The organism is Lysinibacillus sp. NPDC097195, assembly GCF_044762075.1.
GTDB lineage: Bacteria > Bacillota > Bacilli > Bacillales_A > Planococcaceae > Lysinibacillus.
Genome location: NZ_JBIWDP010000007.1, coordinates 44,782 through 69,099, shown reverse-complemented (window position 1 = coordinate 69,099; position 24,318 = coordinate 44,782). Strand labels below are relative to the sequence as shown.

19 protein-coding genes are annotated in these 24,318 nt (G+C 37.4%); 6 read left to right on the top strand and 13 right to left on the bottom strand.

The annotated features are described in order from the left end of the window. Positions 1-173: 173 nt before the first annotated feature. Positions 174-2,186: a methyl-accepting chemotaxis protein gene (locus ACIQXI_RS20385; protein WP_402928142.1), complete on the bottom strand. Its 2,013-nt coding sequence runs from the start codon at positions 2,184-2,186 to the stop codon at positions 174-176. Between the two features lie 306 nt (positions 2,187-2,492). Here ACIQXI_RS20385 and ACIQXI_RS20380 point away from each other — a divergent pair, with 306 nt between their 5' ends. The 4 genes from ACIQXI_RS20380 to tatC are packed head-to-tail and all read left to right on the top strand — an operon-like array spanning position 2,493 to position 6,066. Then, the gene (locus ACIQXI_RS20380) at positions 2,493-3,233 is read left to right on the top strand and encodes a gluconate 2-dehydrogenase subunit 3 family protein (protein WP_402928141.1); all 741 of its coding nucleotides are present in this window, start codon (positions 2,493-2,495) and stop codon (positions 3,231-3,233) included. An 18-nt stretch (positions 3,234-3,251) separates the two neighbouring features. Further along, complete coding sequence (locus tag ACIQXI_RS20375; RefSeq protein WP_402928140.1) at positions 3,252-4,964, top strand: GMC family oxidoreductase; 1,713 nt, start codon at positions 3,252-3,254, stop codon at positions 4,962-4,964. Positions 4,965-5,012: 48 nt separating this feature from the next. Beyond that, on the top strand, positions 5,013-5,216 hold the full coding sequence (gene tatA / locus ACIQXI_RS20370) for a twin-arginine translocase TatA/TatE family subunit (protein ID WP_402928139.1): 204 nt from the start codon (positions 5,013-5,015) through the stop codon (positions 5,214-5,216). A 10-nt stretch (positions 5,217-5,226) separates the two neighbouring features. Further along, positions 5,227-6,066: a twin-arginine translocase subunit TatC gene (tatC, locus tag ACIQXI_RS20365; RefSeq protein WP_402928138.1), complete on the top strand. Its 840-nt coding sequence runs from the start codon at positions 5,227-5,229 to the stop codon at positions 6,064-6,066. A 253-nt stretch (positions 6,067-6,319) separates the two neighbouring features. On the opposite strand, the gene ACIQXI_RS20360 is transcribed toward tatC, so the two are convergent. Beyond that, positions 6,320-7,135 (bottom strand): metallophosphoesterase, encoded by an 816-nt coding sequence (locus ACIQXI_RS20360; protein ID WP_402928137.1) that lies wholly within the window; start codon positions 7,133-7,135, stop codon positions 6,320-6,322. A 260-nt stretch (positions 7,136-7,395) separates the two neighbouring features. On the opposite strand from ACIQXI_RS20360, the gene ACIQXI_RS20355 reads away from it, so the two are divergent. Then, positions 7,396-10,419 (top strand): ATP-binding protein, encoded by a 3,024-nt coding sequence (locus ACIQXI_RS20355; RefSeq protein WP_402928135.1) that lies wholly within the window; start codon positions 7,396-7,398, stop codon positions 10,417-10,419. Between the two features lie 5 nt (positions 10,420-10,424). Continuing rightward, the gene (locus ACIQXI_RS20350; RefSeq protein ID WP_402928133.1) at positions 10,425-11,126 is read left to right on the top strand and encodes a response regulator; all 702 of its coding nucleotides are present in this window, start codon (positions 10,425-10,427) and stop codon (positions 11,124-11,126) included. Positions 11,127-11,260: 134 nt separating this feature from the next. On the opposite strand, the gene ACIQXI_RS20345 is transcribed toward ACIQXI_RS20350, so the two are convergent. The 11 genes from ACIQXI_RS20345 to ACIQXI_RS20295 form a co-directional block, all read right to left on the bottom strand. Then, on the bottom strand, positions 11,261-15,823 hold the full coding sequence (locus ACIQXI_RS20345; protein ID WP_402928132.1) for a cadherin domain-containing protein: 4,563 nt from the start codon (positions 15,821-15,823) through the stop codon (positions 11,261-11,263). A 15-nt stretch (positions 15,824-15,838) separates the two neighbouring features. After that, positions 15,839-16,363 (bottom strand): phage tail protein, encoded by a 525-nt coding sequence (locus tag ACIQXI_RS20340; RefSeq protein ID WP_402928130.1) that lies wholly within the window; start codon positions 16,361-16,363, stop codon positions 15,839-15,841. Positions 16,364-16,377: 14 nt separating this feature from the next. After that, positions 16,378-16,878: a phage tail protein gene (locus tag ACIQXI_RS20335; RefSeq protein ID WP_402928128.1), complete on the bottom strand. Its 501-nt coding sequence runs from the start codon at positions 16,876-16,878 to the stop codon at positions 16,378-16,380. Between the two features lie 5 nt (positions 16,879-16,883). Next, on the bottom strand, positions 16,884-17,408 hold the full coding sequence (locus ACIQXI_RS20330) for a phage tail protein (RefSeq protein WP_402928127.1): 525 nt from the start codon (positions 17,406-17,408) through the stop codon (positions 16,884-16,886). A 49-nt stretch (positions 17,409-17,457) separates the two neighbouring features. Beyond that, the gene (locus ACIQXI_RS20325) at positions 17,458-18,576 is read right to left on the bottom strand and encodes a hypothetical protein (protein ID WP_402928125.1); all 1,119 of its coding nucleotides are present in this window, start codon (positions 18,574-18,576) and stop codon (positions 17,458-17,460) included. A 28-nt stretch (positions 18,577-18,604) separates the two neighbouring features. Continuing rightward, entirely contained in the window at positions 18,605-19,717 is a 1,113-nt protein-coding gene (locus ACIQXI_RS20320; protein WP_402928123.1) for a hypothetical protein, read from the bottom strand. A gap of 19 nt (positions 19,718-19,736) precedes the next feature. Beyond that, on the bottom strand, positions 19,737-20,801 hold the full coding sequence (locus tag ACIQXI_RS20315; protein WP_402928121.1) for a hypothetical protein: 1,065 nt from the start codon (positions 20,799-20,801) through the stop codon (positions 19,737-19,739). 66 nt (positions 20,802-20,867) lie between these two features. Continuing rightward, positions 20,868-21,350 carry a GNAT family N-acetyltransferase gene (locus tag ACIQXI_RS20310; RefSeq protein WP_402928120.1) on the bottom strand — a complete coding sequence of 161 codons (483 nt, stop codon included), beginning with the start codon at positions 21,348-21,350 and terminating at the stop codon, positions 20,868-20,870. A 306-nt stretch (positions 21,351-21,656) separates the two neighbouring features. After that, on the bottom strand, positions 21,657-22,379 hold the full coding sequence (locus tag ACIQXI_RS20305) for an amino acid ABC transporter ATP-binding protein (protein WP_402928118.1): 723 nt from the start codon (positions 22,377-22,379) through the stop codon (positions 21,657-21,659). Beyond that, positions 22,372-23,031, bottom strand: a complete 660-nt coding sequence (locus tag ACIQXI_RS20300) for an amino acid ABC transporter permease (RefSeq protein WP_402928116.1) — start codon at positions 23,029-23,031, stop codon at positions 22,372-22,374. Before ACIQXI_RS20300 ends, ACIQXI_RS20305 begins: the two co-directional genes overlap by 8 nt. 80 nt (positions 23,032-23,111) lie before the next feature. Continuing rightward, complete coding sequence (locus tag ACIQXI_RS20295; RefSeq protein WP_402928115.1) at positions 23,112-23,906, bottom strand: transporter substrate-binding domain-containing protein; 795 nt, start codon at positions 23,904-23,906, stop codon at positions 23,112-23,114. Positions 23,907-24,318: the final 412 nt, after the last annotated feature.

Sequence of the window (24,318 nt, the reverse complement as noted above, 5' to 3'; positions counted from 1 at the left end):
TTGAAAACTCTCAAAATTCTCTCAAACTAGAGTGCCAGTCACCCAAACAATTCTGAATTTTTACGACAATTCAAACCATTATTGTTGAGGTGAAAATAACCACCGTAGCAGACAATAACGGCATAGAAAAAAGTGTTAGATTGATTGGGAATCAATCTAACACTTTGCTCATTTTACAATTTAAATTTTTGGATGGCTCCTTGTAGACGAGTTGCCATTTCCGACATTTTCACCGTTTGACCGTTCATCGTTTCTACAGTGGTCATTTGCTCAGATGTTGCCTGTTTCACTTCAGATACATAATCACTTGCAGCATGTGCTGTTGCCGCCATTTCTTCCATTGAAGCGGAAACTTCTTCCGTATTGGCTGACATTTGCTCTGCTGAAGCATTCATTTCCTCAATTTGACCTGCAATTTTACCTACCGCTTGAACGATTTCTTCAAAGCGCTCCCCTACCGCGTCAATAGCAACTAAACCTCGGGCTACATTTTCTTCGCCGCTTTCTGCTGCTTTCACAACCTCTAATGTGTACGCCTGCACCCTATCGATTAATACATTAATCTTGGCAGCCGATCCAGCTGTTTGCTCTGAAAGCTTTCTAACTTCCTCTGCCACTACCGCAAAGCCTTTTCCGGCATCTCCTGCACGTGCAGCTTCAATGGATGCATTCAGGGCCAATAAGTTTGTTTGATCTGAGATATCCGTAATCATTTTCGAAATAAGCTCTATTTCTTTCGACTCTTGTTCCAGCTTACGAATAATCTCAAGCTCTACTGCTGTTCCACGCTGAATATCATCCATACGGTCAATCGATTGTTTAACAGCTCCGTTACTCTCACTTATTTTCTCGGAAATAAAATCGGTATTCGTTGCTATTGTTGAAGCAACCTCAGCAATATTTTGAATACCTAGTGCCATTTGCTCCATAGCTGATGCACTTTCTTCAGCCATGGCTGTTTGACTTTGTGCGCCTCGCTCTACCTCACCAATTGCACCTGCAATTTGCTTGGAATGTTTAGTCACAGCAAGTACATCCCCCGTCAAATCACATGACGCTTCATTGACCATTTTCGCTTCCTTACCAACATGAGATATCATATCGCGCATATTATCTGCCATTTTATCTAATGCTCGCGCCATTGTCCCCATTTCATCAATACGTTTCAAATATTTAGCCGGAATTTCTTGTGTAAAATCTCCTTCAGATAAGCCCTCACTTATACGAAGCACATGACGCAATGGTCTACTTACAGAACGAGAAATCGCAAACGAAATCAATAATCCTAATATTGAAACGATAATTGTCATGATAATGAAATTCGTCTTTAATTGCGTAAGCCCAGCTAGCATTTCATCCTCTAATGCGACTACGCCCATTTTCCACCCATTATTTAATGTGTGGTAACCCATCAAATTCGTACCACCTTCCTTCGTATCAAAGGAAAAGTAACCGCTTGATTTTGAAATCATTTCTTGTGCTGCTAATGATTCTCCCGTTATTTCGCCTGATTCTTCAGCCGCAGAAATCGTATTGACCTGCTCTTTTACAAGCGCATGATTTTTATGCCCAATAACAGTACCTTTAGCATCTAGCATCATGGCATAACCATTTTCGCCAACTTTAATATCTTCGACAATGTTGGATAAATAGTAGCCATCTATACGCGCTAAAAGCAATGCTTTTTCACCTGTTACTGTATCAATCGGTGCGACAATTAAAATAACTGGCTCATTCGTTACACGACTAATCGTAATTTCCGACATCACCGTTTTGCCCGCAAATCCTTCCTTTACATAGGCACGATCACTTAAGTCTGCCGTTGTATCATCTAAATAATGGGCTATTCCATCTGATGTAATAATGCCAAATCCTAAATAGTTTTTCGTATCTTTAAAGCGTTTCGTTAAGTATGTTTTTTGCTCTTCAAAGTCCATACTGCGGATAGCTGCTTGCTCCGCAATGGCTTCCACTTCCACTAAGGCTAGTTGGAAATGCTCTTCTATGTATTTCGATACGTCCTCTGCCCTCGAAATTAAATTCGATTGCACCTGATCCTCGACTGCTTTTGTACTATTCCACCATGTCGAAAAACCGAGCGTTCCGCATGTCACAAAAACTAAAGCAATAATTGCTACAACTAATTTACCACCAATACCTTTAATCCACATAATCTCTTTACCCATTCCTCCAATTTCTTCTTAATAATTTTGTGATTTTTTGCCCATCTTCAGAGTAAGGTCCTTAAAACTAGAAGTCAATAAAACTTTTCCAATAAGGATAAGAATTGTTTAAAATTGTATTTTTCATTATATTCATAGTGTTTATAGTCCAATACATTTTACCCATACACTAACTAATCTGTTATTTAACGGTTTCTTTTTTGGTTTAAATTTAAAATTTTCCCATGGAAATTTGATTATAATTTACTTTTTTTGCTGATTATAAAAGATAGAACACAATCTATATTTACTTTTGAGGGGAGGATTTATATGAGTACAGATAATAATGTCTCACGTCGTGATTTTTTAAAAACAACTGGTATTGCAGCTGGAACTTTAGTCGGTGGTGGATTAATAGGTGGTCTTGTTGGCTACAACATGAACGGCAAAGGGACTTCAACTTTAGAGCATGGTGGGACAACGAATGAAGCTGCAGGTTCACCTAAAGCTAAAATGTTCTTTATGAACGACCGCGATTTTAATATTTTATCCAATGCCACTGAGCGTATTTTCCCTGAGGATGATTTAGGCCCAGGCGCTATTAAATTAGATGTTCCTTACTTTATTGATCATCAGTTAGCTGGACAATACGGTAGTAATTCCAAGGAGTACATGCATGGTCCCTTTGCTGAAGGTGCCCCAACACAAGGCTATCAAACCCGCTTAACAAGGGCAGAAATTTTCAAACAAGGCATTGCATTAATGGAAACGGAAGCTCAAACTCGCTTTAAAAAAAGTTTTAACGATTTAGACGACAAGCAAATGGATGAAATATTAACTGCCTTTCAAAAAGGTGAAATTCAAATGAATGGTGTAACGTCAGCATTCTTCTTTACTTTATTACGTGCCGCTACTTTAGAGGGCGCCTATTCTGATCCTTTATACGGCGGAAATCGTAATATGGAAGGTTGGCGTATGAAAGGTTTCCCTGGCCATCAAATGGCTTATGTCTCCATGATTGAAGATCCTAAGTTCCAAAAAATTGAACCAAATCAATTAGGCAATCACTAATTAAGGGGGGTTTTGTAAATGGCAAAAACATTACCAAGTGTAGACGTTGTAACAGTAGGTGTCGGCTGGACAGGCGGTATTATCGCTGCTGAGTGCTCAAAAGCCGGATTAAAGGTAGTTGGTTTAGAACGTGGACAAAAACGTGGCACGGAGGACTTTTTAAATATCCATGACGAATACCGTTATGCTATTCGCTATGATTTAATGCAAAATCTTTCAAAGGAAACCGTTACTTTCCGCAATAATCGAAAGATGCAGGCTTTGCCAATGCGTCAGCTCGGTTCCTTTTTATTAGGTGAGGGACTTGGTGGATCTGGTACACACTGGAATGGTATGACTTATCGCTTTTTGCCGTATGATTTCCAGATTAAGACGATGACAGATGAACGTTATGGGGCAAATAAATTAGGACCCGACTATTTAATACAAGATTGGGCGTTAAATTACGATCAATTAGAGCCTTATTTCGATAAATTCGAAAAAACAACCGGTATTTCAGGCGATGATAAAAATCCTTTTGCTGGAAAACGCTCAAGCGCTTATCCAACGCCTCCTATGAAAATGACGCCCATGCTTCAACAATTTGAGAAAGCTACAAAAAATCTAAAATTATCACCCTATATGGTGCCTTCTGCGAACTTATCAGAAGTTTATAAAAATCCTGACGGTGAAACCATTAATGCTTGTCAATATTGTGGCTTCTGTGAGCGCTTTGGCTGTGAATACGGGGCAAAATCTTCTGCAGAAGTTACCGTTGTTCCTACTGCATTAAAAACGGGTAATTTTGATTTGCGTTATAACTCTAACGTAGTGGAAATTTTAAAACAAGGAAATAAAGCAACAGGCGTAAGATATATCGACACGATATCTGGGGAGGAATATATTCAACCTGCGAATATTGTCGTTTTAACAAGCTACGTCTTTAATAATGCGAAACTGCTCATGCTCTCCAACATTGGTCAGCTTTATGATCCAACAACAGGCAAGGGAACATTAGGGCGAAACTATTGCTATCAAATTTTACCTGGAGCAACTGGATTCTTCGATGAGCAATACAATACATTTATGGGTGCAGGGTCTCTCGGTATGAGTATTGACGATTACAATGGTGATAACTTTGACCATAGTGAATTAGATTTTATTCATGGTGGCAATATAGCCCTTACGCAAACGGGTGCACGTCCAATTGGTTCGAACCCAACGCCTCCAGATACGCCTACATGGGGAGCCGAATTTAAAAAACAATCGATTCATTACTATACACGCTCATTCGGTGTTGGGGCTCAAGGAGCATCTATGCCACATAAAGAGAATTTCTTGTCACTGGATTCTAATTACAAAGATGCGTACGGTTTACCACTTTTACAATTAACATATAACTTTACTGACCAGGATCGAGCGCTCCATAAATTCGTTTCGGCTCGCGCAGCTGACATTATGAAAGAAATGGGCGCCAAAACAGTTGTACCAAATGCGGAGATTACAGATTACAACATCGTTCCTTATCAAACGACACACAATACTGGTGGAACGGTGATGAGCTCAACACCTGATAAAGGTGTTGTAAACAATTACCTACAACATTGGGACATGGAGAACTTGTTTGCATTAAGCTCCGGAAGCTTTGCTCATAATAGCGGTTATAATCCAACGGGTACTCTAGGCGCATTAGCTTATCGCTGTGCAGAAGGCATTTTAAAATATAGCAAATCAGGTGGTTCTTTAGTGTAAGTAGTCATCTTTAATAAACCCAAAAATGATATATAGGAGGTTGAAGCGATGGGCGGTCTTGGAGCAATTGGCGTTCCTGGCTTAATTATTATTTTAGTTATAGTACTAATCGTTTTTGGTCCGAAAAAATTACCAGAAATCGGTGGTGCAGTTGGTAAAACATTTGCAGAGTTCAAAAAGTCAACTAAAGGATTAATGGATGACGATGAAGAGCCTGCGAAAAAAATAGAAAAAAAATCTGACGCTTCGTAGGAGGTTTCCTATGGATCCTTATGAAGAAAAAAATTATTTAAGTCCACTTGATAAAAATGAACAAGAGCCTCCACCGTTACGGGAGGCTCTTGTTGAAATTACAAACGGTGAAGTTGAACAGCCAACACTTGAGGATAAACCGATATTCCCTTTAGATTCAATAGTCGAGCATGTTGCCGAGCTTCGGAAGCAAATCATCAAGGGCCTTGCCGTCTTTGTATTATTTTTTATTTTTGCATTTTCGACCATAAATATTTGGTTTCCTTATGTAACTCGGGGACATTCGCTTATTATTTTAGGACCATTAGAGGTCGTTAAATTTTATATGACTATTTCCACTACTTTGGCATTTGGTCTATCTATGCCTTTTCTCGTTCATTTCCTTTGGAGCTTTGTGAAGCCGGGCTTAAAAGAAGAAGAAAGTCGTTTCCTAGGTCTCTATGCACCTGTTATGTTCGTGCTCTTTTTATTAGGTATAGCGTTCGGCTATTTTGTTGTCAATCCACTTAGCTATTCCTTTTTAGTGAGCTTAGGTGCGGCTAATTTTGATGTCATGGTTTCAGCCAGTGAATATATGCATTTTTTAATTATGACAACAGTGCCACTTGGATTATTATTTGAGCTGCCCATCGTAGCACTCTTTTTATCATCCATTGGTGTACTAACTGCTGCATCCATGAAAAAAATACGAGGCTGGTCCTATATTGCAATGGGCGTTGGCTCAGCAGTCATTACCCCACCTGATTTTATTAGCCAATTACTCGTATTAATACCAATGATTATTTTATATGAAATCAGCATTCATCTTGTTAAACGTATGGAGCGTAAACAACTTGAAAGCACAGCTTAAAGTAGTGATTAGAGAGTGGCATGTTGATTTCCGCTACGTGCGGGTGCGTTCCGCGGGCACACCGTAAGCCGCAACCCTCGCTATCGCGCGGATTGTTGCGGCTTACGTGCTGTGCGTTCCTCTAGGAGTCGCCCGCCCTGCGCTCCAATCAATCAGTAAATTGTTCCAGAATTGTTTGAGTGCCTGGCACCCAAAAGTGGCACCCAAAAGGCATCAAGAGTGAACTTCAACCTCTTGATGCCTTTTGTTAACATTATTTTTTCTTTAAATCCATCACAATAATTTCTGGTAGGTTAAAAACTCGAAATGGTACACTACTATTCCCTAGCCCGCGACTAACGACCATTTTGGTGTTTTGTTGTTCGTAAACACCTGCTGTGAACTTAGGAAACAGTCCTTGCCCTGGTGCAACAAGTCCTCCTATGCCAGGAATCCGAACTTGCCCACCATGTGCATGACCTGAAAATACCAAATCTATTGCTTGATTTACATACGTACTAAACACTTCTGGCCGATGTGCAAGCAGCAGCTTTAGCATATCCTCCGGAATATAAGCTGTCGCCATCTCCAGCATTTCTTCTGTCGGTCTACCCATTAACGGATCTTCGATACCAATAATCGCCAAGCGCTCCCCGTCGCGCTCTAATACGGTTGATTCATTGGCCATCACATGTACACCTAACGATGACAGCGCCTCATAAATTTCACTTACCTTATTGGTCGCAACTTCATGGTTTCCCAGTACATAATATACATCCGCTAATTCAACTAACCCACTTACTGCCTGTAAGCTCTGTTCCAAATTATAGCGATTACTATCAATAACATCACCTGTTATAAATATATAATCTGGTTTTTGCGCCTTTACCTTTGCAATAAGTTTTTGTTGGTTATTACCAAAAAGGGCATCATGTAAATCTGATACTTGTACAATGCGTAGTCCATCGAATTTAGCTGGCACTTTTTCAGACTCATATACATGCTTACTGACAACCAGCCAGTGATTGTTTACGTACAAAAAAATGACTATAAAAACTAGAAAAAATACTACGTATAATAATTTTTTCAATCGCAATCGCTCACTTTGTGGCTACTTTTTCAGAAAAATATCTTACCCGTCTATTATAAGCAAAAAACAGTTCGATTGTAAGTATATGTGCTTCAAATACATAAAACGCCCAAAATCTAGCCAACCTATTCCCTTTAATAGCGTTCATCTACCTTGCCTCTATTCGCAGCTCACTTTCGCATGCTATAATATAGGTATAAATTCACATTTATTTACATAAAATTAATAACTCAAAATATGACAAGAATGCGAGAACAAAAATGAGAATGCGAAAGCTCTTACTTATTTTTATGGTCATTATTAGTGTGGTGATGATCGGGATGACATCTCGATTATTTAATAATGACAGCCAAAATGCTCCTACAGCTGTTGCAGGAGTAATAGATCTTAGACAGTATGATTTGCATCATAATACTGTCAGATTAGATGGCGAATGGGATTTCGTCCCTGACGAATTGTTGAATTATTCAGATTTCAATAGCTATCAGTCCTATTTAGTAAATGTCCCCTCCCTATGGTCTAGCTACAAACTCGATAATCAAAATTTCACGACACTTGGTAGTGGTACCTATCGTTTAAAAATTTTAATTAACGATACAGATACCATATTAGGCATCAAAACAGGTAATATTCGCATGTCGAATGCTATTTACATAAATGATAAACGAATTGGACAAAGTGGAGAACCGACAGAGGATTCAAGCTATGTACAACAAAATGTACCATACGTTGCTTATTTCTCCCCTGAAAAAGAGGAACTTGAGCTCATCATTCATGTTGCCAATTTTGATTATGCCTCAGGTGGAGGAATTATTGGTTCTATTTTTATTGGGGATCAAGAGAGCATTGGTAAATTAAGAGAAGGTTCACTTTTCTATGATTTAATAACCATTGCTGCCTTTTTTACAATGTTTATTTATTTTGCTGGTTCTTATCTATATGCCAAGCTTGAAATTGAGCAACTCTACTTTTCTTTATTTTGCTTCATGGTTGGTTTATACAGTACATCTCATGGGGAAAAAATATTAATGTTGCTACTCCCTATCAATTATGAATTTCTAATAAGAGTCCAGATCATATCAAGTATCGGCTCAGGAATCTTTATGTTGTTGTATTTTAACCATGTTCTACAGCAATTTTCACATAAAAGATTCGTCAAAGTACTATATATTATTGGCGGTTTATTATTAGCTACGGTTTTGCTCCCGATTTCCATTAGCTCATATTTACAAACGGCACACTCTATTTATATTTTAATAAATATTTTTTATTTGCTTTACATACAAACGATTGCAATCTTTAAACGTTTAGTAGGTGCGATTTATTTATGGCTTAGTACGATGGCCATTCTTATTTATATGGTTGTAGCGACTTTAAATCTCAATATTAATCTAGAAATTTACGCTTTACCACCATTGCTTCCTTTTATTTGTTTAACGATGCTCTCTCTTTATATTTCTCATCGTTTTACCGATTCATATTTAGAGAAAGGCAGATTAACAAATGCCTTACTTCGTGTGGATAAATTAAAAGATGAATTTCTTGCCAAAACTTCACATGAATTTCGTACGCCGTTACATGGGGTGATTGCCATATCGCAGTCCATGTTAGAGCCCAAAGAAAGCGCTTTATTAACTGTGGAACATCAAGAAAAAATTTCACTTATATTTAATATTACTGAGAAGTTATCACATCTTGTAAATGACATTCTCGATTTTTCTAAATTAAAAGAAGGCGAATTAAAGCTTCGTCTTACGACCGTTGATCTTTACTCTGTGACCCATGTTATCGTTGATATTTTATCTTACATCGGCAATAAAGACGTCAAGATTTACAATTATATCGAACGAGGAAAATTCCTAGTAGCCGACGAGGATAGATTACGTCAAATTTTATATAACATAATAGAAAATGCTGTGAAATATACAAAACAAGGGAAAATAGAGATTTCATGTTATGAAGAGCACGGATGCCTTACGATTGAAGTAAGTGACACTGGCCGGGGCATTGCTCCAGAACATTTAGAGTCGATATTTGAGCCATTTCGACAGTTAGAAGACGCAAGTAAAGGTACTGGTCTAGGACTAAATGTAACAATGGAGCTTGTGAAGTTGCATGGGGGTGAAATCACAGTCCAATCTGTTGTCGATCAAGGAACAACGTTCTGTGTCAAACTACCTGTGGAACCTATAAGGAAAGAACTGCAACAGCAGCAACAAAATAAAATTATTTTAACGAAAGATTATTTACCAATAGCATTCCCTTATTTTGTGGAAAGAAATAAGGGTAAAAAAATACTGATAGCCGATGATGATCACATTAACCTCAAAGTACTTATCGATATTCTCGCAAAGGAAAACTATTCTGTTATTGCAGTTGACGATAGTCGGCAAGTATTTGAGCAATTACAATTGCATCCTGATGTCGACTTATTAATTTTAGATATTATGATGCCTAACCTTTCTGGCTATGAGGTGTGCCAACAAATTAGAAATAACTATGCTGCGGCGGAATTACCGATTTTAATGCTTACAGCAGCTATTCGTCCTGAAGATTTACTAGCAGCATTCCAATCAGGAGCCAATGATTTTCTCCATAAGCCATTGGATACTGCTGAATTGCAGACAAGAGTAAGAAATCTTATTTTACTAAAAGAATCTGCCGAAATTGCTATTAAAATGGAAACAGCCTTTTTACAAGCCCAAATTAAGCCACATTTTATTTATAATGTTTTAAATTCTATTTTATCGCTCAGCTATTTAGACTTGGATAAAGCTCGTATAATGATAACGGATTTTGCTACATTTTTAAGAAGTAGCTTCTCGTTTGAAAATACAAATAGTCTTATTCCATTAGAGCAAGAAATTACACTAATACAAGCTTACGTCAATATTCACCAAACAAGATATCCAGATCAATTGGAATGGGAAATTCATATGGATGAGCCTTTAAATATACTAATACCACCTCTTCTGCTTCAGCCTTTAGTAGAAAATGCGCTTTTCCACGGCTTAAATAACAAAAATGGAAAGGTACTTATGACGATAAAAAAAGTGCATGAAATGATTGATATTGAAATCCAAGATAATGGTAAAGGCATGACACAAGAAATACTCGAAAAGGTTTTATCGGAAGAGCCATCTGTTCATCAAAGTGTCGGTATCCGCAATATTACTAGACGCTTAAAAAAATACGAGAATGCCACTTTCCATATCGACAGTATTGTAGGTGAAGGCACAACTGTCAAGTTGAGGTTTCCGCTAATTTTGGATAAAAAGAGGTGATAAGCATGTTAAAAGCAGTCATTGTTGACGATGAAATTTTAGCGATTAATTTATTAGAGACGATGTTAAAGGATAATGCTGCGATTGCGGTTATCGGGAAATTTCTGAACCCTTTAGACGCTATAGCAAACATTCCTACACTCCAACCGGATATTCTGTTTTTGGATATTGAGATGGCCGAGATGAATGGCATTGATTTAGCTAGTAAATTAGGCGATTTAGCACATGAATTAGATATCGTTTTTGTTACTGCCTATGAACGTTATGCAGTGGACGCTTTTTCTGTTCAAGCGAGGGACTATATATTGAAGCCCATTGACAAAGCGCGCTTAATGAAAACAATTGATAGAATTACGCTACGAAAAGAGAAAATTCATCAAACAGATGTCCCTATACGAAATGAAGACGTTCATGTTATTGATAATCTTCAATTTCATGTGCATTCAGGAAAGGTTTACATTAATGGTGGTGCTTTAATCTTATCTACGAAGGAGTTTCATATTCTGTACTTCTTAGCGCAACGACCTGGGGAAATTTTTCACCCCTCTGACTTATATAAGCTCATTTGGGCGGAAGATAGTATTGGCCAAACACAGGCATTAAAAGTTCATATTAGTAATTTACGAAAAAAACTGGAGTTCATCTCTGGCCACCGAGCGAAAATTGTAACTGTCAGAGGATCAGGCTATCAGTTCCTCTTTGACTAATGGAGACGGTGATGCGAGAGAAATTGCTGATTGAAGGCTGTGAATCGCCACTAAAAGTGCGGAAAGTTCTTGCTATAGCAAAAAAGTGTTAGATTGATTGCCTCAATCTAACACTTTTTCTCTTTTGGCTTAGTTTATTTTTTCGCCGCTTCTTGAATCTCATAAAAAGCCCAATGTTTACTTGGAACATCTTTAAATATTGCTACCTGCTGTTCCGTTTCTACTTGACGCTCAAACAAGCGATTTAGTACTTTGACAGCTTGGGCACGTGTTAAATAACCTTCTGGATTAAATGTATCGTCCGTCACCCCTGTCATAATGCCCAATGCATTGACAGCACTAATTTCTTTAACAGCCCAATGATGGGCACTTACATCTTTGAACACATTACCTTCTAATGTTGGTTTACAGAAGTCTGCATTTGTATCGTCCGAGCACTGCTTCTCTATCCAACGAGCTGCTACAGCTGCCATTTGTGCACGTGTAATCGAACCATTTGGCTTAAAGCTTGTCTCTGTAACACCGTTAAATAAGCCAGTCTCTTTGACAAATTCTATGGCATCTTTGGCGTCATGTTGCGCAGTATCTATAAATGTCGCCTGCGATGTTGGAATGGCATTCCCAGTTATCTGTCGCGCAAACATACTTGCCATTTGCGCGCGAGTAACAACGGCATTCGGTCGGAATGTACCGTCTGCATACCCTTGAATATACGGGGAATGTTTCACATCATCAGCCTGCTCTGGCAAATAAATCATAGAGAAGGTAGAGAATTTCTGCACATCAAATTGCAAACCTTGCATATCTTTTTGATAATCTACAATTTTGCCACGTAATAACTCTTTTGTACCATCGCTATGCTCGATAAAAATAGCCAAATGATCAAGTTGTTCTTGTGTGACATTTTTCGGTAATGGCATTGTTAATGTCACAGGGCGATTTTGCATATTCGTTTCAATCGTCATTGGACGACCAATTAATTGCACTTTTTCACTTTGCAATGTCTCTTTAATCAGCTCTTCTTTTTGTATTCTTTCTTCCACTTGTTGCTGCTGTTCTGAAGTTTTAATCGGCACCAATCGGAAGTATAAATCATCATTGAAAGCAACCATCGAGCTCTTTGGAATCGCAATTTTAGCATTAATCGTGTCAATTTCTAAATGCACAGCGCTTTGTTCTAGAATGGCTACAATATTACTTGGTATCGACACGTTAATTTGCTTCGTTTTATCCTGCAAATCCGGAATGATAATATGTGCCTTATCTGTCCCCTGCTCTTTTAATTTAGCAATCGTTTCTGTTGCGCTCTTTTCAGTAAATACTACATCATCATTAAATGTACCGTCAGCATTTTTTGTGCGTTTAATCGTCGTTTTTGAAACAGTCATGCCATCGTCTGATGCTACATCTACTACAATATTTTCAACATCAGATGAAGGTGGTGTTGTCTCTGAGCCTGAATTATTTGCTGGTGGATTCGTATTACCGCCATCTGTAGGAATGCTACCCCATTTAGCGTACAACGTAATATCCGCTGTTATAACATCTGTTGCAAAGTTCCATGCTGTTGTGAAAGTGGCGTCTTTATACCAACCTTCAAATACATAGCCTGGCTTCACTGGGTGTTCCGCTGAAATTTTTGCATTATATTGAACTTGCTTCGAATTAATCGTTGTTCCACCATTTGACACAAAGCGCACTGTAAATTGTTTTATTGCCCATTGTGCAAATAGTGTTACATTCTCGGTTACCATTTTAAACGAGTCATTTGGTGAATAATTAATTCCTGTACCATCTGCCTTTGTATTCCATCCCGTAAATAGATGTCCTGTTTTAACAAGCTGTCCATCATTAGCAGACACGACAATATCATCATACTGAGCGTATTCTGTACTATCTATTGGTGGAGTTCCACCTGTACTACCGTTACCATTGTACATAACCGTATACGTCACAGGGGAAATAATGATAGGCCCAGATGCAGTCCCTTGGTCTCCATCTAAAATAAGCCCCCCATCTCCTTTTGCTTGAACTGTAAAAGTATAGCTCCCTACTCCATTTGATAAGAGCTCTGTAGCAAAATCTACACCATTTTGAATATTTTCTGCTGAACTATTTTTCACCGTTCCGACAACCGTACTATCCTTATACAGAAGTACATCGTAGCTAACTGCATTGGGAATGCCTTGCCACTTGGCAACACTACCATCCCAGCTTAACCCATCCGATACAGTAGCTAATTTTATGATCGCTTGGCTATTGGAAGATGCTGACGCCTCACCGTCTAAATAGTCTAGCCCATCGCCTTTAGCTGTTATTTTTACTGTATACACCCCAGTTCCAGCAGCTCGCATGACTGCTAAGAAATTATAAGATGTTTTATTAGTCATTAGGCTAATGGCACTCCCAATTGGCAGGCTATCTTTATAGAGCTGTACATCATAAAAAAATTCGTTCTCTACATCCGACCAGGTTGCTATACCAACTGGGCTTAAGCTTACATTTGTCACTTGTTCAAGTGTAGGCAAGGCACGTATGACATCGATAGTATAGATTTTAGTTGTTAATCCATTTTCAGCCGTCACCATAATCGATATCGCGTTATGACCGGCGTTGAGAGATACTGTCTTCCCTACTGCATTTGTGCCTGTTTGCCCATTTATCGTAATTGTTGCATTACCATCTGCCGTTGTTGGAACGATATCCACTGTCGGCACATCGTGGGCTACATTAACTTGATAATGGTATTGCCCACTTGAAAAAATCGGATCTAGTTGCTGTGTTAAAATGCTTAAATTACTTAAGTCAGCATTATTGCTTGGCAGGAATGTTGTAAAACGCCATTCATTCACTGCAATAGCCGCCACTTCTTGATTGTCTGTATCGACAAATGCTCCATTATCCATTAATACATAATAGGTCATTGCTTTTGTTAAATATTTTGTCAACTGAATTGTCGCGGTTGTGCCATTCATTGTTACATTTGTTGAAGAAGCATCTATTGATTCTATTAAAGTATTTTCTTGATTATAGATACGAAGATATTTTCCTGCAACGCCACTGACATTTTTACTGAAATTTAACGTTAGCGTTGGTTTCGTTGAAGCATTTATCGCATTGTTAGCCGGTACTGTTGATACGACAGTTGGGATCGGCGCTTCCATAATATCTGTCACCGAAATAGTAAATGATTTTTCATAAGATAAGCCACCTTGATCGGTAACTCTAACCCGTACACTGTAGCTATTCTTTGTTTCATAATCAAACGGACTATTTGTTTTTAAACTATTCCCAGCTATGCTAAAGCTATTATTATCTGTATCTCCCGCTCCAATTACTAAACTATAAGTAAAAGTAGAATTTGCATCAGGGTCAATGGCACTTAATGTCCCAACTAAGGTGCCCGGTGGTTGATTCTCAAACACTTCATTCGAGCTTAATAAAATATCCGTTGGGCTTTCATTGACATTAGTAATGAGAATAGTAAATACTTTTTCGAAAGTAAATCCACCTTTATCTGTTACATTAATCCGAACACTGTAGCTGTTTTTGGCTTCATAATCAAATGAACTATTCGTTCTTAATTCATTTCCTACTATGGTAAAGCTATTATTATCCAACGCTCCCTGTACTAAACTATACGTAAAGGTTTCTTGTGTATCGGGGTCTGTGGTGCTTAACGTTCCCACTATAGTTCCCAATGGTTGATTTTCGGTCACTGCGTTTGAATTTAATGTAATATTAGTTGGAGATTCATTTACATCCGTAACGGCAATCGTTAACGTTTTTTCAAATGTTGAGCCCGCTCGATCTTTAACCTTAACTCGAACACTGTAGCTGTTCTTTGTTTCGTAATCAAATGAACTATTCGTTCGTAATTCATTTCCTACTATGGTAAAGCTATTATTATCGTTATCCCCCGCTCCGCTTACTAAACTATACGAAAATGTGTCTCCTGCATCGGGGTCAGTGGCACCTAATGTTCCCACTAAAGTGCCCTCTAGTTGATTCTCAGACACTTTGTTAGGGCTTAATGTAATATCAGTCGGTGCACTATTTTGTTGGGCTTCACCGTAAGTAATTTCTAGATATGGGTCCATTGTAGAACTAATTGTATTTCCAAATTTAACAATGACCATATTTTGAGAATCACTGCTTAGTAAAAATGTTATCTGTTGACCTTCAACTGCTGAAGGACTTTCTAATAGCTGTTTTACATCAATCGATACCTTCTCTGGTTCACCTGTATCACTTTTAGAAATTGATACTTTATTGGAGGGTAAACCAGATAATTCATTTGGAAAGCTTCCATTATTCCAAGTACTCGTCCCAATCTTTGTTACTAGTTCGGCAGTGCCCAATCCAGCTATATTATTGTTATCATTTAACACATATAATATAAGGTTTGCTGAAATAATGCTCTTAGACGTATCAATATCATCAAATTTCATAGCAGCTACGCGCGTTATATCATCAGTATGTGAAACATCAAACGCTTCATCATTATCTTCAATTAAGCTACCATTATTGTAAGCATTCAACTGCGCCACAGGATGTAACGTTTCTGGAGCAGTACCAACAGCTCTAGCACTAGCACCTGCAGGCTGTATTCCTAAAGTTGAGAAAACCATTGTAGCAATAGTGGCTATTACAATTATTTTGTATAGTGCTGTTTTCCTAAAAGAAGTTAAATTCATTGTCACTCCCTCTTTCTATTGCTTCGGAGGATAAACTCCTTCTAAACAAATAATAAAATTCATTGCAACAAAAGGCTGCATATTATTGTGAGGTTGATTTCCCCCTTGTGGCTTTACTATGTCTGCTTTCATTGCCACTGGGTCTTTCACATTCACATACGGTTTTGCCGAAAGAGCTGACTCGCTCCCCCAAATAGCATTCGTTGGGTTGTCAATGCCGCCTGCTACTACAGAGGAGCCTTGTGCTCTATGCGTATGAATAGGCATTTGCGTTTCGTTTAGCGTGACTGTACTTGTTCCAATTGTTTGCGCGATTGTCCTTGGCGTTAAATTAGGGCCATTCCCTAAGTGCATAGGGGCACGTCCCCTTAAATCAGGTAACTTAAATGTTGTCGTACCATCTCCGCCATAAGTTGCTCCAATTATTGAAAATAAAGCACTATTTTGCGCAACAGACAATTCACGTCCATCACAAAATGCCCAATCCCTCGGAGCATAGTTTCCTGCGAAAATTCTAATTTCACCTAAGTATGGATCCATACCTATATTCCTCCTTATCCTCTACTTGGGAATATCCCCAATGTTGCGATACAAAAAGAGACACTTAAATAGGGTTGCATATTAGGATGTGGTGTACTCTGTCCTGTAGTTGACAAAGCAGCTGCATTCATTGCCACATTGTCATTTTCAGCATATATATATCTATCTTTAACGGCACCCCATGTATTGTCTTTTGGTGAGGGCTTATCTGTTGTCGATGCATCTGCTGTTATTTGATGTGTATGAGAAGGCATTTCATTCACTGTCAATGTATGTTCTGCTTCTCCACCTACTGTTCCATAGGCAATCTGATTCCCTGCATGTAATGGTACTTTTCCTTGTAAATTAGGAATAGCGAAAGTTGTCTTGCCATCCCCTCCATAGGTAGCGCCTAACAATGAATAAAGTGCTGTATTTGTAGCTATTGAAAGCAATTGACCATTACAAGGAAGCCACCCACTCGGTATTTGATCAAAACTAAAAAGACGTATTTCCCCTAAAAATGGCTCTGCCATTGAACTCACTCCTCCTTGTAAATAAAATCAGGATAAAGACCTTGTGTTGCAATGATAAAATTAAGGACAAATGAAGGCATGATGTTACTATGTGCGTAAGTCCCACCTGCATAAGAAACTAACTCGTTGCTCATTTGTACAATCTTACTGGAAGCATCCGTTTGATAGTTTGTGAGATTCGATACACCCCATGTATTATTAGCTGGTGAATTTTTTGTCGCTTCAGCTTTTACATTATTGGCATAAACGCCATGTGTATGTGCAGGTAAATGTTCCTCCGTTAATGTCACTGTCTCCACTCCGCCTTTACTTGCTATCGGATATTGAGAACTGTTATGAATCGGTAATCTTCCTCGTAAATCAGGTACAGCAAAATTTGTTTGACCATCTCCACCGTATAAAATACCTATTAATGAATAAAGTGCCTCATTCCCTGTAATAGGCAACAATTGACCATTGCATAATTCCCATCCTACTGGTGCATATTGACCGCTAAACATGCGAATTTCGCCTACATATTGATCTGACATGGTGCACAACCACCCTTACTGTATTTTTTCTAATAAATTTACAATCACATTAAGCAACACTTGCTAATACAGCCTGATTTTCTTCTTGTATGGACTCCACTTCTTGCACTTCCATATCTAAAACCTTCGCAATCTCGGCTGGTGTATGTTTTGTAAATAACATATACATTGCCTTAATCTTTTTTGCCTGCTCTTTAGGAATGTTTAAAGTGCTTGAAATGCCAGTTAAATCTGTATTTTCCTCAATTAAATACATGCCCATTAAAGTAGTAGTGACTTTTTCTAACTCACTTTGATCTGCAACATTTTTACATAATGCTTCAGCCGCAATACTAGCTGCGATAGATAAATTCATTCCTTTTTCCTGCATACGTTTCATGGCATTAAATTGATCCGACCATCTACGTAAAGTGTTGCTTTGCTCCTTCACTAAGAAAACCAGCTCTCGATTATTAACATTTATATCTTGTAAAAGTCCTGTCTCCTTAAAAGTCTTGGCAACTTCTTTAAAGAAAGTGTTCACTTGATTTTGCCCACGTTGTATTTCTTGTTTTGTCTCTGTTAAATCCGCTTTTGCCTTATTCGTTTCAGCTTGGATATTTTCAAAATATTCCTTCCGCATTTCCCCTTGAATAATTCCTGTAATCAAATAAAGGACAGCAGCTATTCCACCAAGCACACCAAGTTTCGCCACTAAGCTATCCAGCACTTTTATTTTTCCAATACATTGATTTGCAACAAATAAGAAAAGTGCGACCCCTTTATCTAAAGAGATTTTTTTATATGTAGGCACAACAATGGATAAGGAAATTAGCGGCAACATATTTTTAAAGCACTTTCGCCACTCCAAAAACTCCATTAGCAAACTATTTACCTCATCTTGAATATCATGCTTTAAAATATTTAAATCGATTGTTGTTCCACTTAACTCACCTTTTAGCTCTTTTAATAGCTTAATTGCCTCTGCCTTGCGCTCCGGATTATCTGTACGAAATATATGATCCCCAATCCAAGCACTAATCTCTAAATCTTCGTCTAACAACTTAGAAATAATGCTATCAATGCCCTCTTTACATGCAGTCAACTTGTCTTCTACCTCATAAAGATTTTTTAGACAAGGTTGCAATTCTTCTACATAAGTTCCTAATGTCGCTTCTGTAATCGCCATATATACCCATCCATTCTAAAATTATTTTTTAACTAACGATTGCTAAAATATTGCTATTCGTCTCTTGAATTGTGCTGACCTCGTTTACATCCATCTCTAATACTTTTGCAATCTCTTCTGGTGTATGCCTTTTAAATAACATATAGGTTGCTTTCACTTTTTTAATTTTTTCTAAGGACATATCAAGCTTTTGACACAAGACACTATCAGACTCGCCCGTTTCAATAAGATAAGCACCCATTAACATTTTGATACAATTGTTCAATTCATTTTCATCATCTTGTTTAGTTACTAAAATGGCTGCAACTACTTCTGCTGAAAATTCAATTTCTAATCCTTTACTAATCATGCGTTTCATCGAATCATATTGATCTGACCACCGTCTTACAGTACCAGCTTGTTGTTTAACGAATGATACGAGCTCCTGATGGTTTGTAAATGGCTTTGTTAACAAGCCAGTCTCTTGAAAGCTCTTTGCCACATCATCAAAAAATGCATTTACTTGATTCTGTACCTCTTTAATATCAAGCCTTAGCTTATTAACATTTTCGATTGCTGTTTTTGATTCTTTTTGGATATTTTCAAATAGCTCCATTCTTTTTTCGCCTTGAATTAACCCATCTATTAACACCATCACAACGATTAGACCTACAACACCCAAACCTATCGCTTCAAATATCGGTAACAATATATCTTTCAACACGATCGTTATTACAAACCCTAACATTAAGCGATGAAAGGGATTAGAAGCCTGGAATTTAGGTATAGCTACGGAAAACGCAATAAAAGGTAATCGATTATCAAAGTAAGCTTTCCATTCGTCATATTCTTTTAATAAAGTATTTAATTCATCTTGGATATCATGCTTTAAAATATTTAAATCTATCTTTGCATTACTTAGCTCATTGTTTAGGTCGTTTAACAAGGCGATAGCGATTTCTTTTCTTTTTGGATTATCCGTGCGAAAAAGATTATCACCAAGCCATGCACCTAGATCAAATCCTTCATCGTTTAATTTGGATAAAATACTATCGATATCTCCACCTGTTTTGCCAAGACTATCTTCTAATTCAATAATATTTCTAATACTCGGTTGAAGCTCTTTGACATACGCGGCTAATTGGTTATCTGTAATTGGCATGGCATATACTCCTTTCTAATTAGGCAATGACGATAGAAAGTAAATCTTTATTTTCTTTATAAAAGAAATCTATATCTTTAAATTCCATCTCCACTTTTTCAGATATAGATGTTATTTCGATGTTATTCAGCAATAGATAGATTGCTAATAATTTCTTTGCTTGTCGCTCTGTAAGCTTTATATCTTGTGCTATTGTCGAATAGGCTACACCCGTTTCAAGAAGATACGCTCCCTGTAAAATTCTCTGATTTTGATATATTTGCGACGGTTCTTCTAAACTTTCACTTAATAACTTTGCGCTCAGGTGTACCCCATCATGAAACGCCATCCCTTTTCCAAGCATTGTTTGTAACATTTGATAATGATTCACCCATAGCTTGATATGTTGCGTCTTGTTTTTAACTTCATCCACAAAGTGCTGCAAACTGTACGTGGATGCTGGCAATATATCTTTTTGATATAAACTTGCACTCACATTCCCAATTTGCCTAACCAACTCGTTTTCTATCTCTGCTAGCATGCTGTTTAGTTTTCCTACACCTTGCTTAGCTTCATTTATTTGCTCTTTTATATTCACATCAAGTTTGCCAAGAGATGCAATTATCTCTTTAGCTTGCGTCGATTCAATAGTTGCTGTTAGTAGTGGTAATTTTGATACAATCTCTTCTTCGATTAAGGGGATTAAAAACACACTAAATTGAACAGTTGACGAAAGGCTTGTCTTAAAGGGAGAGCTTGCTACTGTAAATGGAAGTAATGGGAGCATTTCTTTATACGCTTGCCTTATTTCTCTACTAGTCGTTAGTAACGTGTTTACTTCGTTGATAAGCAACTGTCTGATATGTGCAATGCCTATTAAAGACTTTTGTAATTCAGCTTGTAATGCCCCTAGTATTTGGAGTGTTTTTTCCTTCTTTTTACTGGTTAAAAATATGCGTTTGCTTCTTTTTTGAATATAACTTTTGCGATTTTCTTCTAAGCGACCTATAATACTTTCTATTTGTCCCTCTAAATAAAAAAAGCATTGAATAGTTTGCCTTAACTCTACTTCGTATGTTAGTAAAACATGATTTGAAACCGGCAATGCTCATTCTCCTTACTTTTTAATAATGGATGGAAGATAGCAGTTTATTTAGACATAAAAGTGAGATCAACATGACGAGCTCTTCTGATATTGCCATCGCATTTTTAAATACAGTTCATCACCTGATACGACTTGAAATCCTAATCTTTCGTAAAGACCTCTTGCAGGATTTGTATGAAAAGCTTGCAAAACTACTGCTTTATTTCCTTCTCTTGCTGTTTGTAGAAGCTCGGCAATAATACATGATCCTATGCCTTTACCTTGGAAAGCTGGCAAAATAGAAATATCGATAAGATGATGATAATCTGCCATTTCTTCAATTAATAATCTCCCTACAAACTGTTTATCTACGACAATCAAGGAATGGCTTGCCTTAGAAAATTGCCGATTATATGAAGCTTGCTGTGAACGCCATTGCATTGCTAAAAAAAGCTGCTTTTGATCAACTGTCCATCCCCATAAAGCTACTTCATGATTTCTCGTTGAACGATAGACTTTATAAAGAAATGCCTCATCTTCATTTGTGATAGCTTTCAGCTCTACATTCATCAAAAGTTCACTTTCCTTTACTAGCTCTTAATTAAGTTTATCCGCCTTTATAATTCTCAATATTCTGAATATATTAGCCGTATGTATAAACGGACTATACCTTACTACCTAAAAACGGTGTCGATTATTGCGTTTTATTAGGACTCCCTTACTGTTTTTATTATATTATAAATCCCCTCATTTTTAAGTTAAGATTTCTTAACCTTTCTACCTACTACTGTGTTGTAATATATACCATAAGCCCATAGGAAAATAAAAAACGCATTAAAATTCCTTCTGTAAAAGGGTTTTAATGCGTTTTATTTTTTATAAAACTTTCTCTAAAAAGTCCTTTGCACGTTGTGTAGAAGGTGCAGAGAAAAATGCTTCTGGTGTTGCATCTTCTATCAGCTTACCGCCATCCAAGAATAGAATGCGGTCTGCCACTTCACGCGCAAAGCCCATTTCATGTGTGACAATTAACATTGTCATTCCTGAGTCAGCTAAGTTTTTCATAACTGCTAAAACTTCTTTCACCATTTCAGGGTCAAGTGCAGAAGTAGGCTCATCAAATAAAATTACTTTTGGATCCATCGCAAGCGCTCTAGCGATTGCCACACGCTGCTTTTGCCCGCCTGAAAGACGGTTTGGATACTCGTTTCGTTTCTCGAACAGGCCAACTTTTGATAATAAATCCTCACCATTTTTAATAGCGGTTGCCTTATCCACGCCCTTTACATTGATGGGTGCATAAGTTAAATTTTCTAACACTGTTTTATGTGGGAAAAGGTGAAAATGCTGAAATACCATACCCACTTCTTCACGGATTTTCATAATATTTGTCCCTTTATCCGTAAGGACATCTCCAGCAATCGTAATCTTGCCGCTCGTCGGCTCTTCTAATAAATTTAAGCAACGTAAGAAGGTAGACTTACCAGAACCGGATGGGCCGATAATCGCAATTACTTCTTTTTCTTTTACTTCTGTTGAAATACCCTTTAGTACTTCATTCTGACCGTACGATTTGTGTAAATCTTCAATTTTAATCACTTTTTCTCATTCCTTTCTCGATTCGTTTACCAAGGAACGTCAAGACAAGCGTCATAATATAGTAGATTACCCCAGCAAATAGTAATGGTTCAAGATAGCGATATGTTGAACCACCGACAATATAGGCACGGCGCATAATATCAAGTGCACTAATTACTGTTACAACGGCTGTTTCCTTATTTAGTGTAATAAATTCATTGACTAAAGAAGGTAAAATATTTTTTACTGCTTGTGGAATAATAATATCCTTCATCATTTTTGAATACGGTATACCTAATGCTTGAGCAGCTTCCATCTGTCCTTTATCAACAGCATTAATACCAGCGCGGATAATTTCAGAAATATAGGCACCTGAGTTTAACCCGAATGCAATAATTGCTGTTGGGATAGGCTCAATTTGAATATCTAATAATTGTGGAACTGCGTAATAAATAATTAATAATTGGAGTACAAGTGGTGTACCGCGGAAAATAGACGTGTAGAAATCCGCAAACCAACGCAACACTTTTACATTTCCAATTTTACATAATGCTAATAATATACCCACGACAAAACCGATGATCGATGCACCGATTGCAATTTGAAGTGTAACACCTATTCCTTTTAATATATAAGGAATAGAGGGAATGATTGCTGTAAAATCTAAATTCACAGCGTCCCCTCCTTTCTCGTTTCCTTTTAGTGAAATGGACAAGCGATAGCTCTAAATAGAGCTATCGCATTTCAATTAAATTATTCAGCTTTTTCTAACCATTTTTCTTCTAGTTGTTGAATTTTACCTTCATCAGCTAATTCTTTTAACGCTTTATTAATTTTATCTTTTAAATCGCTATCTTTTTGTACAGCGATCGCTTTATAGTCTTCTGGCTGTTCTTCTACTGGGAACGCAGCTAATTTATCGTTTGTTTTTAGATAACCTTTCGCTACGCCACCTTCCATGATTGCTCCGTCTAAACGTTTAGACATCATATCTTGGATAATTTCAGGAATTCGTGTACGTCCTTCAATCGATACATCTACTTTTTCAGCAATAGCTTTACCTAAATTTTCTTGAATAGATGCAGTTTGTACGCCGACTTTTTTACCTGCTAAGTCCGCTTCTTTTTTAATGCCACTATCTTTTTTAACGACAATTACTTGTTCCGTTTGGTTATATTTATCAGAGAAATCTACGACTTTTTCTCGCTCTTCATTTGGTGTCATACCAGAAATTACAACGTCGATTTTCCCTGCTTGTAAAGAAGGCACAAGGCTGTTAAAGTCCATATCTTGAACTTGCATTTCTACACCTAACTTTTCACCAACAAGTTTAATTAAATCAATATCAAATCCGATAATTTCTTCACCTTTAGCAGCGTCAACATATTCAAATGGTGCATAGTCTGCTGAAGTCCCCACTTTTACTACTTGTTTTCCGGCTGTATCGGAGCCAGTATTTGAATTTGTTGCATTATCATCTTTAGCGCCACATGCCGCAAGTACACCGATAACTAGAACGAGCATCAGCATGAAAAATTTGTTCTTCATATTCTAACATCTCCTTGTTGTCATTTTTTATTGTCTATGAGACACGTATGTCTCGAAAGTGTCGATTGGATATTTATTCATACATAAGAATAAAAAATCTATCTGCTAATTAAGATATACTCTTTCAATATAATTTTCAAGCTATACATGAAATTTTTTAACAAAATATTTTACACAGAATTTTCTAAAAAATCAATGTTTTTATATTTTCTTATTACTGCATCTCTCGACGTGTTACTTTACTATTTTCATTCTTCGCTTTATTTATGCCTGTAAAACAAAGGTCGTCGCTCAAAATCAACATATATGCTTTCGGACAAAATAAAAAAAGTGTAGGATTGATTGCCAGTCAATCTTACACTTTTTCATTTATTATTGTTGTTTGCTAAGATGGTACTTTTCGCAAAAGAAT

Bases quoted from the DNA above. Each gene is read 5' to 3' on its own strand.
- ACIQXI_RS20335 (WP_402928128.1), bottom strand. From the start codon at position 16,878: ATGGCAGAGCCATTTTTAGGGGAAATACGTCTTTTTAGTTTTGATCAA.
- ACIQXI_RS20295 (WP_402928115.1), bottom strand. From the start codon at position 23,906: ATGAAGAACAAATTTTTCATGCTGATGCTCGTTCTAGTTATCGGTGTA.
- ACIQXI_RS20340 (WP_402928130.1), bottom strand. From the start codon at position 16,363: ATGGATCCATACTTAGGTGAAATTAGAATTTTCGCAGGAAACTATGCT.
- tatA (WP_402928139.1), top strand. From the start codon at position 5,013: ATGGGCGGTCTTGGAGCAATTGGCGTTCCTGGCTTAATTATTATTTTA.
- ACIQXI_RS20355 (WP_402928135.1), top strand. From the start codon at position 7,396: ATGAGAATGCGAAAGCTCTTACTTATTTTTATGGTCATTATTAGTGTG.
- ACIQXI_RS20310 (WP_402928120.1), bottom strand. From the start codon at position 21,350: ATGAATGTAGAGCTGAAAGCTATCACAAATGAAGATGAGGCATTTCTT.
- ACIQXI_RS20325 (WP_402928125.1), bottom strand. From the start codon at position 18,576: ATGGCGATTACAGAAGCGACATTAGGAACTTATGTAGAAGAATTGCAA.
- ACIQXI_RS20345 (WP_402928132.1), bottom strand. From the start codon at position 15,823: ATGAATTTAACTTCTTTTAGGAAAACAGCACTATACAAAATAATTGTA.
- ACIQXI_RS20330 (WP_402928127.1), bottom strand. From the start codon at position 17,408: ATGTCAGATCAATATGTAGGCGAAATTCGCATGTTTAGCGGTCAATAT.
- ACIQXI_RS20375 (WP_402928140.1), top strand. From the start codon at position 3,252: ATGGCAAAAACATTACCAAGTGTAGACGTTGTAACAGTAGGTGTCGGC.
- ACIQXI_RS20385 (WP_402928142.1), bottom strand. From the start codon at position 2,186: ATGGGTAAAGAGATTATGTGGATTAAAGGTATTGGTGGTAAATTAGTT.
- ACIQXI_RS20380 (WP_402928141.1), top strand. From the start codon at position 2,493: ATGAGTACAGATAATAATGTCTCACGTCGTGATTTTTTAAAAACAACT.
- ACIQXI_RS20320 (WP_402928123.1), bottom strand. From the start codon at position 19,717: ATGCCAATTACAGATAACCAATTAGCCGCGTATGTCAAAGAGCTTCAA.
- tatC (WP_402928138.1), top strand. From the start codon at position 5,227: ATGGATCCTTATGAAGAAAAAAATTATTTAAGTCCACTTGATAAAAAT.
- ACIQXI_RS20350 (WP_402928133.1), top strand. From the start codon at position 10,425: ATGTTAAAAGCAGTCATTGTTGACGATGAAATTTTAGCGATTAATTTA.